The following is a 12696-nucleotide window of genomic DNA, read 5'->3' as shown; positions in this document are numbered from 1 at the left end:
GAAGCGGCTAGCATTTAGCGCTTCAAGGCAAAGTGTAAGAACTTATCGCCTTGGTAAGTTAAGGTTCCTTTGTCACCAGGGTTAAGAGCATGGAAGTAGTGGATACCGACTTGGAATTCTCGTTTCGGACCCACGACACCACGTTGAACGTAAATCCAGTACTCTTGATCTTCTTGTCCCGGTTCAGCATCAGGAAGGTCGATAGATTGTTTATCTAATACCGTGACGTTCACTTTCTTTTCTGGCGCGTTTTCACCTTGCGAGTGCTTTCGATAGAAACCAATAAATACCCAAGCCGCTAAACCGGCAAGTGCAAAGATGGCAAAAAAGAGTGAATTAGGCATATAACCTCCATGTAGTCGTGATGGTTATTCTAGTCTTTCGGGCAATAGGGATATGTGTTTAAAGCCGCTATTCGTGAACTGCTGTAAGCTAAGCTGATTATTTTTCGGCTGATATCACATTTAATGGCAATTTTGGGATAAAGCATTGTTATTTATTGTCTCTTTCTTATGTAAATAGCAACGATTTAGTATAAAAATAGGGAAATGCTCGACTAGAATTATAGTGTGGAGTGGGAGGGCCAAGATGACCGATATTGAAAAAGTGGTGACAAGAACTCGCAATATAGAGAAATTATTGAGGCTTCAATATCACGCTGAAGGCGAAGGATTGCATGAGCTTGTAACAAGCTGCGAAGAAAGGCTACCGCACGATATGGTAATCAAGCTGCGTTATATCGCAACGTGTCGTAACAAGGTAGTCAATGAACATGAGGCTAAGTTGGAAGATCAACATAAGTTTATCATGATGTGTAACGACTGTGAGAAGGAGCTGACTCCACGAAGCGGTCGTTTTATCTGGCGAGTTGCGATCTTACTGATGATGGCAATGACTTTAGCTGCCGCGGGTTTCTATTATGCGAACTGGGATGTGCTAACACTGCATCTGTTTTCGAAGTGAAAAAATTGAACAAAAAAAGGGACGCTCATGGCGTCCCTTTTTTTATCTGTAACTTGCTTAGTACATCATCGGTAGTGTCATTAGACCTACAACTACCGCGATCATTACAAGTCCTTGTCTTTGCGAAGATGAAATCATAACACTACTCCTAAATTTGGTTGTCTCTCGCTATGTTTTAAAGAATAGCCCACTTATAGGTTTAGATCAAGAATTACTTTCGAAAGCTCCAAAAGTAGTAGAAAACTATTAGTTTTTGGCTTGTTTGACTCTGTTTAACTGTGTGTTTTGGTGTGTTCTTATTTTGTTCGTTGTGATTCATGTTTGTTCTTATTTTATTTAAGTTGCTGTTTTATAATGGTTGTTATGTGTAATTTATATTGTTAAAGGTTGTTAAACTGTATTAATAGGGGTTGGTGGTGGCGAGGTTTGATTTGGTTTTGTTTCTGAGTTTTTGGCTTGGTTTTGGTGGTTGTTTTGACACTAGGTTTGGGAAACTCTGACAATTATAGGTATAAATAAAACAAGTTATTCACTTTATAAACCTAGGGGCGCTCGAGGTTTTTATTTGCTGGTTAACTCTGGATTGTTGATTTTAAGTGATTGTTTTTAGTGTTTTTTATTGGTTTGGTTTTTAATTTTTATCTGTGATTTTTGGCGGTATTTAACGGTTTATTAGAGTTTCAATGATCTAGAATTGTCTAAAATTGAAAGCTGAGTCCTGTAACGTCGTTTTAAATGAGTTTTACGGTGAATCGCTCTAGTTTTAAACTAATAACCAATATCACGACGGTAATTGTTAGGACTTCAATCGAAAGAGGCTCTTTTTAGTGGAAGCGTAATCAAGATCCAATTTTGAGGGGCTGAGGCTTTACATCAACACTCGTGTGCCTAGACTGGCGACGTTTTAAAGCAATAGGGCAATTGGTATGTGGAGTTGGTTAGCGGTTTCTTTATCTGGTATCGGAGCGATAGCAGGGACGAAACATGGACATATCGGTCAGGCCTTAGTGTACAAGGTGTTTACCTTTGTTTTGTTGGCGGTAGTGGCGGTCACTCAATCGATAGTTGCTGAATATACTTATTGGATTGTCGCTGGCTTAGCTATCTCGGCGGTGGCTGATGTTCTACATACGGTGACTCAAAAACGACCGCTTCATTTTGTCTGTTTTTTATTGGCTCAACTCTGTTATAGCAAGGCATTTTGGTTACAGCTCTCAGGAGAAATGGTTTGGTGGTTGTTTGCGTTATTGTTAGCGGCTTGTGTCGTTGCTTTCTTTTTACTTCTGCCTCGCTTAGATAAACTCGTCTTTCCTGTGGTTATCATGGGCATCGTGCTTATTCAGCTTGCATGGGCTTCTGGTGAGCTCTGGTTACTTGAGCCTCAGCTATCACATGCGGTGGGTTTTGCCGGCTGTAGCGTGCTGCTGCTTTCTGCACTGGCGTATGCTCTAAATTGTTATCGTAGTCCAATCAAGGGCGCTTATCTTTGGGTAACGGGCAGTTACTTCTTAGCTCATGCTCTTATCGTGGCATCTCTAACCATTTAGGATAGAGCACCCTCAACTCTGAGCTACATCAAGGCAGCCTTGCTGAAAATCGGTACTCTACGTTTGATTCATTAAACATGAGATAGAGTTATGACGACTGAAATTCACGCACACAACGTTTTAAACCTGCTTAGTGAGAAGCCACTGACTCGCGAAGAGCTAACACAAGAACTCGCTCAAACGTATGGCACAGAAGCTCGTTTCCATACTTGTAAGTTAAGTGGTTTAGATTTGGATGGTCTACTTAAGTTTTTCCTGAAGATGGAAAAGGTTGTGGTTGTCGATGATAAGCTTTGCACCAATCGCGAACGTGTATGTAACCACTAATTACCAATGATTTGGTTTTTAGAGCCTTTTGGCTTTTATAGATAAGAAGAGTGGATGCTATCTTTTCGGTTCCACTCTTTAAATTACCTTTCTACCTTTCTACCTTTCTACCTTTCTACCTTTCTATTTGCTCTCGTTAAATTCCCTTCTAAATAGCATAAGTTAACTCGTTTATTACTGCGTTCGAAAATCAATGTTGAGGCTGCTATACTCCGCGCACTTACGCTTTTCGAGACAAACTTATGGAAATTTTATCTGCAGCAACCATGCTGTTTCTTATTATGGACCCGCTTGGTAATCTGCCAATCGTGCTCTCAATCCTTAAGCATATCGATCCTAAGCGTCGTCGTATTGTTCTTGTTCGTGAACTGATGTTTGCACTGGTTATTCTGTTGTTGTTCTTGTTTGCTGGCCAAAGCATCATGAACTTCCTGCACGTTCAACCTGAAACGCTGAGTATTTCTGGCGGTATCATTCTATTTATTATTGCGATTAAGATGATCTTCCCAAGTGCAGGCAGCATCACAGGCCTAGCCGCGGGTGAAGAGCCGTTTATCGTGCCTATGGCTATTCCAATGATTGCGGGCCCATCGGTTATCGCTGCGCTGATTCTTTTGGCAACTCAAAACCCAGACCAGATGTTTGAGTTGTCTCTGTCGGTTTTACTGGCATGGGGCGTAACCTTCTTCATTCTTATGTTTAATGGTTTCTTCCTTCGTATTCTTGGCGAGAGAGGCTTGAAGGCGATAGAGCGCTTAATGGGCTTACTGTTGGTTATGCTGTCGACTCAAATGTTCCTAGATGGTGTGAAAAGCTATATGTCTTAGCATTTTCTTTTCGAACAATAAAAAACGCCGCTCAAATGAGCGGCGTTTTTGTATCTATCTTTCTCGTCACTAGGCTTTCTGCTCGAGTACTGTGTACTGAAGCTTGTATATCTAGCCTTTAGCTCGATTACATCATGTGTTTGCGTCGGATATCGAGTAGGGCAAAGACTCCGAAAATCAATATTGACCACTTCTCCCAACGTGACATTTCGATCTTATCGCCGAAAGCACCGATAAAGATCAGCATCTGTAGGCCGTGCATGAAGAACAAGAATGCTGTCATGATATAAAGCGCAATCGCAGCATTACCTGGGAATGGGTAGAAAATATTTGCGATTAAGATAAACCAAACAAAGGCGATGGCCGCTTTGGCTAATGGAAGCAAGAACTTCATTCAGTAACTCCTATTCTTCAGTGGTTCTATTAAACAGACGGTAGCTCGACTGCCCAGTGGTCTTATCACGATGCAATTCCCAGTTCTCAGGCATTGCTTCGAGTTGTAATTCTTTTTCTGTCTCAACGTAAATGATGGCATTGTCGGCAAGCCAGCCATTGCTCTCAAGAAGCTCCACAGTTTCAGCTAATAAGCCTTTACGAAATGGAGGATCAAGAAAGACCATATCGTAAGGAGTACCCGGCTTTTTAAGGAAAGAGATCGCATCAGTGTTCACCACGTTGATGTTGTCTGCTTTGAGCTCTTTTGCATTATCAGCAAGCTGCTTAGCGGCCTTCTGATTCATTTCTAGTAGCGTCACTAATTTTGCTTGGCGAGAAGCCGCTTCAAAACCTAGGCCACCAGAACCGGCAAATACATCCAAGCAGGTCGAGTGTGGGATATCTTGTGCTACCCAGTTAAAGAGAGTCTCTTTTACTCGATCAATGGTCGGGCGTAAGCCTTCTAAGTCATGTACGGGCAGTTTTCTACCTCTCCATGAGCCACTAATAATTCGAACAAAGCCTCCGGATGGCTTTTTTTGTGATGTGTTTTGCTGGCGACGTCTTACCATAGATTTTTTGACCGCTAATAAAGTGATACTATACCGAGCCCAATTTAGTTGGGTTCGGGTATTAAATAAATTTGCAATGACAAAGTGTATCAAGCTAAAAGCAAACTTATCACTGCTTTGTCATTTTTCTTTACTATTCGTTTGTACAAGCTTGTATTGTATAACAATAGCAAAGAGTCAACGTGCATTAAGTCAATGCAGTTAATTAGTAGATCTAGGAAACTCCTCTGATGACGGAAAAAAAGAAGCGCGGATTATTATCGTGGCTTGGTTTTGGTGAAGAAGAACAAAGCCCAAAAACTCAGAATGAAGCGAACGTAGAAAACGTTGAAGAGCAAACTGAAGTTGAATCACAAGTCGAGGCTGAAGCTGAAGTAGCTAAGCCAACTGAAACTCAGTTAGCTGAGTCTGAGCTTGCTGAATCAGATCAAGCACTTGAAGAAAATCAAGAAGAGCAACAACCTGTTCTAGCAGAAGCAGAAGCAGAAGCAGAAGCAGAAGCAGAAGCAGAAGCAGAAGCAGAACAGGAAGAAGTTGTTGTTCCTCAAGCTAAGATTGAAGAAGTTCAAGAGAAGCCAACAGAAAGCTTTTTTGCGCGTCTTAAGCGCAGCCTAAGCCGCACAAAAGCGAATATCGGTGCTGGCTTCTTTGGCTTGTTCAAAGGCAAACAAATCGATGAAGATCTGTTTGAAGAACTAGAAGAGCAACTTCTGATCGCTGACGTGGGTATGAATACTACCGTTAAGATCATTGAAAACCTGACAGAAAAAGCATCTCGTAATGACCTAAAAGATGGTGAAGCTCTATATGGTCTGCTCAAAGAAGAGATGGCAGACATCCTAAGCCAAGTTGAACAGCCTCTTGTGGTTGATACAACGAAAACGCCTTACGTTATTTTAATGGTGGGTGTGAACGGTGTAGGTAAGACGACCACTATCGGTAAGCTGGCGAAACAATTCCAAGGCGAAGGCAAAAAAGTGATGCTGGCGGCAGGTGATACCTTCCGTGCAGCCGCTGTAGAGCAACTTCAAGTTTGGGGACAACGTAATGACGTTCCTGTGATTGCTCAACATACTGGCGCAGACAGTGCTTCTGTTATCTACGATGCTATCGAAGCCGCTAAAGCGCGTGGTGTTGATGTCGTGATTGCTGACACTGCAGGTCGTTTGCAGAACAAGAGCAACTTGATGGAAGAGCTCCGCAAGATTGTTCGTGTAATGAAGAAGATTGATGACTCTGCACCGCACGAAATCATGCTTACGCTAGATGCTGGCACTGGTCAGAATGCGATCAGCCAAGCGAAACTATTCAGTGAAGTAGCGCCGGTAACGGGTATTACGCTAACTAAACTCGATGGTACGGCGAAAGGTGGCGTGATTTTCTCAATTGCTGATCAGTTCCAGATTCCAATTCGTTACATTGGTGTGGGCGAAGGCATTGATGACTTACGTCCATTTGAGTCGAAAGACTTTATTGAAGCACTATTTAGTCGTGAAGAGTAACTCGTGTAGCAAAGTGGTTTATCCTTAACCTGCTACCGTTTTAAGTTTGATATGAGTGATCGTAAGAGGAATTTTCGGTGATCAAATTTCAGCAAGTGAGTAAAGCCTACCGAGGCGGACGCCAGGCACTCCAAAAAGTGGACTTTCACCTCAAACGTGGAGAGATGGCATTTTTAGGCGGGCATTCCGGTGCTGGTAAAAGTACCTTGCTGAAGTTGATTTGCGCCATTGAGCGCCCAACTGATGGCCGCGTTTGGTTTAACGACCACGATATCACTCGTATACCAGCCAAAGACATTCCCTTTTTACGCCGTAATATTGGGATTGTCTTTCAAGACCATCGCCTGCTGATGGATCGTTCTATCTTTGATAACGTCGCACTGCCTATGCGTATTGAATCTATTTCTGAAAACGAAATAAAGCGCCGAGTCAGCGCTGCGTTGGATAAAACCGGCTTACTAGATAAAGCCCGTTGTTTGCCAAGCCAGCTTTCTGGTGGTGAGCAGCAACGCGTGGGTATTGCTCGCGCTGTGGTTAACCGTCCAACTCTGCTTTTAGCGGATGAGCCAACTGGTAACCTAGATCCTGAATTGTCGAACCGTGTCCTGCGCTTGTTTGAAGAGTTCAATCGCGCAGGTGTCACGATCATCCTAGCAACGCACGATATCGGGTTAGTGAACACTCGCCCTCAATACCGTCATCTTGAATTAAACCAAGGCTTTTTGAGTGAGGTTGAAGACTATGGCCGCGAATAAGCGCATTAAGAAACCTCAATCTAATCGAGCCACTAGCCGTGCTGCTAGTGACGGCTTTTTTGTTGTTCATTGGAAACAAGCCAAATCATCTTTTTCGCAAATGTGGCAACGCCCAATCGGCAACCTGTTGACGCTGGCTGTTATTTCTATGGCCTTGGCTATGCCTGCCTGTTTATATCTATTAGGTAAAAACGTTGGAGAAGTGGCTAAAGACGTCACTAGTCCGTCACAAATCAGTGCTTACGTCGAGGATGGAATTCCTGAGCCGAGAGTGATAGTGCTTAAAGATGAGATAGAAGGTTGGGATCAAGTTGAGCTGGTTGAATACATTTCACCACAACAAGGCCTTGCCGATCTGAGCAAGTATTCTGGTTTTGATGACGCACTGACGATTTTAGATGATTACTCGTTGCCTGGTGTGTTGGTGATTACGCCAAGTGTACACAACGACACGCAAATCAAAGAATTGGCGAGCAAGGTTAAGAAGCAAGAGCTTGTGACCGATGTTCGTTTAGATGAAGATTGGCTTGCAAGGCTGGATGCGATCAAAGCGCTGGCGGCTGTCATCGTGATTACATTAACCGTGCTTATGCTGGGCGCTGTGTTTTTGATTATTGGCAATACATTACGATTTAATGTGTTGGCGCATAAAGAAGAGATTCAAACCATGAAGCTGATTGGCGCCACTGATAGCTTCATTTTACGCCCATACCTATATTCTGGAATGTGGTTTGGTGTGTTAGGCGCGATCTGCGCTTGGGTAATGACGGCGCTGATTACTGTTTTACTTAACAGTGCAGTTGATGATTTAGCTCAGCTTTACGATAGTCACTTTAGATTGATTGGCTTAAGTTGGGACGAATCGTTACTGCTTTTGATCGTTGGAACCCTATTAGGTAGCGTGGCTGCGAAGCTTTCCGCACAGCGCCACCTAAAAGAAATTGAACCTGTTTAGGTGAATAGAGTCATATTTAGACGATAAATAGGCACTTTTTAATCAGTTTTTACCTTGTATAGACGAATTGATTATGCATAATTACTTCCCCCTTCTTGAATCCTGTTCATTTTAGGTTCAAGATTGTCGGGTTTTAATAGATATATTACTCCAGATCAGAGATTGATGAGGAACCGAATGGCAAACCAATCGTATCAAATGGCTTTAGTCACACAAGATAGCTTAGATAGCTATATCCGCTCAGCGAACAGCTACCCAATGCTGACGCCTGAAGAGGAACGTGGACTTGCAGAGCGATTACATTACAAAGGTGAGATCGATGCTGCGAAAGGTTTGATCCTTTCACACCTAAGATTCGTGGTGCACGTTGCAAGAGGCTACTCTGGCTACGGGCTGCCAATGGCTGATCTCGTTCAAGAAGGTAACATCGGCCTAATGAAGGCGGTGAAGCGCTTCAACCCTGAAGTGGGTGTTCGACTGGTTTCTTTTGCTGTTCACTGGATCAAAGCTGAGATTCACGAATATGTACTGCGTAACTGGCGTATCGTTAAGATTGCGACAACCAAAGCACAGCGCAAACTGTTCTTTAACCTGCGTAAATCTAAGAAGCGTTTAGGTTGGTTCAATAATGGTGAAGTTGAGACTGTTGCGCGTGAACTGGGCGTTGAGCCTTCAGAAGTTCGTGAAATGGAATCTCGCTTAGCGGCACAAGATGCGACCTTTGAAGCACCGATGGATGACGACGAAGGCGGTTCTGCTTACACGGCTCCGGTTTACTACCTAGAAGACAAAGCGTCAGACGTTGCTGAAACGGTTGAAGCGGCTAACTGGGAATCTCATACCAATAATCGCTTAGGCCTCGCATTGAAGAGCTTAGACGAGCGTAGCCAGCATATTGTGCGCTCACGTTGGTTGGATGATAACAAGTCGACCCTGCAAGACTTAGCGGATACTTACAGCATCTCTGCTGAGCGTGTACGTCAGTTAGAGAAGAATGCCATGAAGAAGTTGAAACAAGCCGTTGGCGACTTCTAAGCACTAAACTAACAGCAGCATAAAAAGTTAGAATTTGAAAAGGCCGAGATCGAGAGATCTCGGCCTTTTTGTTTTGGATCGAATTCTCAACTTTTGCGATCGATATTTGCATTGTGATTTTGTGGATAACTCTGTGAGAAGTTTATTCGTCAGCTGTCTAAAAGCAGGGTGTAGTAAGGCTTTGGAAGGGTTTTTGGTGTGGGGATATGTTTTAAGTAACCCACAGCTAGATCAGGATCATTACTATATGTTGTGGATCCATTTTCCAAAAACCACTTTATTCACGCAATTCACAGGTTTATCCACAATCGGTGTAAAAGTGATCGCTGGTGGATAACCTTATTAAGTGGATGTGATTGTTAGCCTTGGGATAGGTTACAATGGCAGCAAAGTAAATCAGCATAAAAGAGAAAGTCATGGACCAGTTTAAACATATCGATGTTAAAGGTGCTCAAGCCCTTATAGAGCAAGGTGAAGCTCGACTTGTCGATATCCGCGATCCGCAGTCTTTTGCGGTCGCTCACTCTAAAACCGCTTATCACCTAACGAACGATACGATGGTGTCGTTCATGGATGAAGTTGAGTTTGAACAGCCTATTTTGGTGATGTGCTATCACGGCATCAGTAGCCAAGGCGCTGCACAATATTTAGTGAACCAAGGCTTCGAAGAGGTATATAGTGTTGATGGTGGGTTTGAAGCCTGGCATCGCGCAGAACTTCCAGTGAACGCTGGTTAGTTGCGTTAAACGTTTCTCAGTAGAATGAATAGGAAGTGATAATGATTAGACTGATGGTGTTAGATAACCCGCGTCTTGCTCAAGCATTTATTGATTACATGGCTTCTCGCCAGATCCCTATTCAAATGTCTCCTGAAGGTGAGGGGCGTTTTGCTCTTTGGCTGACGGATGGTCAGTATCAGGTCGAGACGGAATCAGAGCTCAATCGTTTCTTGTCTGAGCCAAACCATAAACGCTACCAAGCAGCGTCTTGGGATATGGCAGAAACCAGAAAGAGCAACTTTCATTACCACACCCCGAGCTTCATGGGCATGATAAAAGCAAAAGCAGGCCCAGTAACACTCAGCATCATGCTGGTATGTGTCGTTATTTTTGCTCTGCAGCAGATAGGTTTTGGTCAGGCTATTTTTAACGCCTTACACTTTCCTGCGGTTGATGGACAACAGTGGCAGCTTTGGCGCTGGTTAAGTCACGCTGTTTTACATTTCTCTGTTATGCACATCGCATTCAATATCTTGTGGTGGTGGCAACTGGGCGGAGATATAGAGAAAAAGTTAGGCGGTCTCAAACTGCTTCAGATCTTTGCTGTGTCTTCTGCACTTTCAGGAGCCGGACAATACTGGGTTGAGGGAGCGAACTTTGGTGGTCTTTCTGGCGTGGTGTATGCGTTGGTCGGTTATTTGTGGGTAGTGGGTGCAAAAGCACCTCAGCTTGGCCTCGGTATCCCAAGACAAATCGTCGGCTTTATGTTGGTGTGGTTAGTCTTAGGTTATATGCAGCCGTTCATGGCCATCGCCAATACTGCACATCTAGCTGGTTTAGCGGCTGGTGTGATCATTGGTTTTATTGATGCAATGAAAGCGCCGAGCTCAGCAAGAAGCTAAATGATGATCTCTCATTGATAGAGAAACGATAAAAATAAAAAAGCGGCCAATGGCCGCTTTTTTATTGGGAATCTAGTAGTAATGACTGTTACTGGTAGAGGTATTTAGTAAACAGTAAGTCGGCAATGATCGTTTTGCCTGTTTCCGGAAGCAGAATCTTGTTGAGGTGCTCAACTAGGCTTTTTCTTAAATCTTCGCGGCCAGACAAAGATTTAATGGTTTCTTCGTTTTGTTTGCCAAGTAATTCAATCACCGCATCACGAATCAAAGGTTGGTGATGTTCAATGGCCGCTAGGTCATCACTATTTGCTACCATGATGTCGAGGCGTACCTGAATGTAGCCGAGATTTTTACCTTTAGTGTAAAAATTGGTAGTGAGGTCTGGCTCTAGTGTGAAGTAGGCGAGTTTAGGCCCAGACTCTTCCTCTGCAAAACTTGATGCTGAAAAAAGAAGGCTAATCGCAAGAAATATTTGGGCTACATAACGTTTGTGCATATTTGTGACTTTTCTTTAGTTTATTCGCGATATTCGAAACGCATTAGTCTTGTTACAATGAGCGGTCTAAATCTAAATACGTTTACAATTCGAAGAACGCTTTAATTTTGTTCGAAAGTTGAAGCTTTATTGTACGTGTAAAGTCACCTATTGAATACTAGTATGAATCAGCCAATATCGCTGTATCTTAATTCGTTAATGAATGTAGATTGGCAAAGTACAGAAACATTTGATTTTCCTAATGAAACCACCAAAGAGTGGCTGATGGAGCAAGGTTCTCTTTCCCGTAAGTTGGGCAAGAGCTGTCAGCACCTGTCTGTTGAGTTACTTCATAACCAAGTTGTAGAACGCTCAAGGCTACAACACGACGAGGAACATCTTTTATCATCGTTTGATTGCTTATTGCGTAAAGTGATTTTAAAAGGTGATGATACCCCGTGGGTGTTAGGTCGTACCTTAATTCCCAGAGTCACGCTAGACGATCAGCATTCTGACCTTTCTCAACAAGGTAATGTCCCGCTTGGTTTGACGGTTTTCAGCGCGGAGAACGTGAAGCGAGATGCGCTGCAAGTCGGATGGGTTATTGCAGGCGATGAGCGATTGCTCGCACGCCGCTCTCGATTATGGATGAACCACAAGCCAATGCTTGTGGCAGAGTTGTTTTTACCCACAGCCCCAATTTACTCTAAGGAGAATGTGTAAATGCTGGCCACCAAAGCGAAAGCGTATTGGCAGTTAACGCGAATGAATCGCCCAATTGGTACCTTATTACTCCTTTGGCCGACCTTATGGTCTCTGATTATTGCTGCGCAAGGCATGCCAGATTTTGATGTCTTGGTTGTTTTCGTACTTGGCGTCGTGTTGATGCGTTCGGCGGGCTGTGTGATCAATGACTTTGCCGATCGCAAAGTCGATGGTCATGTAAAACGCACTAAGCAGCGCCCATTACCTTCAGGTTTAGTTTCCAGTAAAGAAGCGATATTACTCTTCTTAGTATTGGCGGTGGTTTCATTCTTGTTGGTGCTAACCATGAATCCGCTGACGATTAAGCTTTCTGTTATCGGTGTTGGCTTAGCTTTTATCTATCCTTTCATGAAGCGTTTTACACATCTTCCACAACTGTTTCTTGGGTTAGCTTTTAGTTGGGCGATTCCAATGGCGTGGGCTGCTCAAACCAATGAGCTGCCCAATGTAGTGTGGTTTATTTTCGTGATTAATGCGCTTTGGACGATAGCCTACGACACGCAATATGCGATGGTGGATCGAGATGACGACCTTAAAATTGGTATCAAATCGACCGCTATTTTATTTGGCCGCTTCGACAAGCTTATCGTTGGCTTCTTACAATTAGTGACACTGGCGATGTTGATTGCGCTAGGTATGCATTACCAGTTGGGTGATACCTTCTATTGGGCATTGTTGGTGGCAGGTAGCTTGTTTGTGTATCAACAACATTTGATGCGTCATCGTGACCGAGACTTATGTTTCCAAGCTTTCCTAAACAACAACTATGTTGGAATGGCAGTGACAGCAGGCTTATTCATTACTTTCTGGTAAGTTTTGGTCATTGAATCCGTTCCAAATAAAAAGGCACCCATTGGGTGCCTTTTTCGATCGTGTTCAATCAAACCTTGAACAGAGATTCACGGTATACCAAGAGA

At 43.4% G+C, this 12696-nt stretch carries 16 protein-coding genes; 12 read left to right on the top strand and 4 right to left on the bottom strand.

The window, feature by feature from the left end; translation table 11 throughout:
• Positions 1-14: 14 nt before the first annotated feature.
• A complete protein-coding gene (locus AC3CKG_RS15770) occupies positions 15-344 on the bottom strand; it encodes a DUF2500 domain-containing protein (RefSeq protein WP_004736596.1) in 330 nt (109 codons plus the stop codon).
• Between the two features lie 244 nt (positions 345-588).
• Between AC3CKG_RS15770 and AC3CKG_RS15765 the strand changes: the two genes are divergently transcribed.
• The 4 genes from AC3CKG_RS15765 (at position 589) to AC3CKG_RS15750 (ending at position 3664) form a co-directional block, all read left to right on the top strand.
• A complete protein-coding gene (locus AC3CKG_RS15765) occupies positions 589-963 on the top strand; it encodes a hypothetical protein (RefSeq protein ID WP_029223647.1) in 375 nt (124 codons plus the stop codon).
• 926 nt (positions 964-1889) lie between these two features.
• Positions 1890-2510 carry a lysoplasmalogenase gene (locus tag AC3CKG_RS15760; protein WP_102518474.1) on the top strand — a complete coding sequence of 207 codons (621 nt, stop codon included), beginning with the start codon at positions 1890-1892 and terminating at the stop codon, positions 2508-2510.
• A gap of 90 nt (positions 2511-2600) precedes the next feature.
• A complete protein-coding gene (locus tag AC3CKG_RS15755; RefSeq protein WP_017111725.1) occupies positions 2601-2837 on the top strand; it encodes a YecH family metal-binding protein in 237 nt (78 codons plus the stop codon).
• Positions 2838-3079: 242 nt separating this feature from the next.
• Positions 3080-3664, top strand: coding sequence for a YhgN family NAAT transporter (locus AC3CKG_RS15750; RefSeq protein WP_029223649.1), 585 nt, complete (start codon positions 3080-3082; stop codon positions 3662-3664).
• Between the two features lie 127 nt (positions 3665-3791).
• Here AC3CKG_RS15750 and AC3CKG_RS15745 read toward each other — a convergent pair whose 3' ends face one another.
• The gene (locus tag AC3CKG_RS15745) at positions 3792-4058 is read right to left on the bottom strand and encodes a DUF1145 domain-containing protein (RefSeq protein ID WP_009848233.1); all 267 of its coding nucleotides are present in this window, start codon (positions 4056-4058) and stop codon (positions 3792-3794) included.
• A 10-nt stretch (positions 4059-4068) separates the two neighbouring features.
• Positions 4069-4671 (bottom strand): 16S rRNA (guanine(966)-N(2))-methyltransferase RsmD, encoded by a 603-nt coding sequence (gene rsmD, locus AC3CKG_RS15740; RefSeq protein WP_017104730.1) that lies wholly within the window; start codon positions 4669-4671, stop codon positions 4069-4071.
• A gap of 230 nt (positions 4672-4901) precedes the next feature.
• Here rsmD and ftsY point away from each other — a divergent pair, with 230 nt between their 5' ends.
• From ftsY to glpG, 6 genes are all read left to right on the top strand, one after another.
• Positions 4902-6173, top strand: coding sequence for a signal recognition particle-docking protein FtsY (ftsY, locus tag AC3CKG_RS15735; RefSeq protein WP_102579705.1), 1272 nt, complete (start codon positions 4902-4904; stop codon positions 6171-6173).
• A 77-nt stretch (positions 6174-6250) separates the two neighbouring features.
• Positions 6251-6928, top strand: coding sequence for a cell division ATP-binding protein FtsE (ftsE, locus tag AC3CKG_RS15730; protein ID WP_004736585.1), 678 nt, complete (start codon positions 6251-6253; stop codon positions 6926-6928).
• Positions 6915-7883, top strand: coding sequence for a permease-like cell division protein FtsX (ftsX, locus tag AC3CKG_RS15725; protein WP_029223650.1), 969 nt, complete (start codon positions 6915-6917; stop codon positions 7881-7883). The genes ftsE and ftsX overlap by 14 nt, the downstream gene beginning before the upstream one ends.
• A gap of 177 nt (positions 7884-8060) precedes the next feature.
• Positions 8061-8918, top strand: coding sequence for an RNA polymerase sigma factor RpoH (rpoH, locus tag AC3CKG_RS15720; RefSeq protein WP_029223651.1), 858 nt, complete (start codon positions 8061-8063; stop codon positions 8916-8918).
• Between the two features lie 416 nt (positions 8919-9334).
• Positions 9335-9655, top strand: a complete 321-nt coding sequence (gene glpE / locus AC3CKG_RS15715) for a thiosulfate sulfurtransferase GlpE (protein WP_017104726.1) — start codon at positions 9335-9337, stop codon at positions 9653-9655.
• 41 nt (positions 9656-9696) lie between these two features.
• On the top strand, positions 9697-10539 hold the full coding sequence (gene glpG, locus AC3CKG_RS15710) for a rhomboid family intramembrane serine protease GlpG (protein WP_065112025.1): 843 nt from the start codon (positions 9697-9699) through the stop codon (positions 10537-10539).
• Positions 10540-10627: 88 nt separating this feature from the next.
• On the opposite strand, the gene AC3CKG_RS15705 is transcribed toward glpG, so the two are convergent.
• Positions 10628-11035, bottom strand: coding sequence for a flagellar basal body-associated protein FliL (locus AC3CKG_RS15705; protein WP_017111730.1), 408 nt, complete (start codon positions 11033-11035; stop codon positions 10628-10630).
• Between the two features lie 162 nt (positions 11036-11197).
• Between AC3CKG_RS15705 and AC3CKG_RS15700 the strand changes: the two genes are divergently transcribed.
• Positions 11198-11737, top strand: a complete 540-nt coding sequence (locus AC3CKG_RS15700) for a chorismate lyase (RefSeq protein WP_198592436.1) — start codon at positions 11198-11200, stop codon at positions 11735-11737.
• Entirely contained in the window at positions 11738-12592 is an 855-nt protein-coding gene (gene ubiA, locus AC3CKG_RS15695; RefSeq protein ID WP_017111731.1) for a 4-hydroxybenzoate octaprenyltransferase, read from the top strand.
• The last annotated feature ends 104 nt before the right edge of the window (positions 12593-12696 follow it).

This window comes from Vibrio sp. QJM3NY_15 (genome assembly GCF_057785995.1).
The sequence above is the reverse complement of the archived record's forward strand: the minus strand, read 5'-3'. Positions and strand labels throughout refer to the sequence as shown.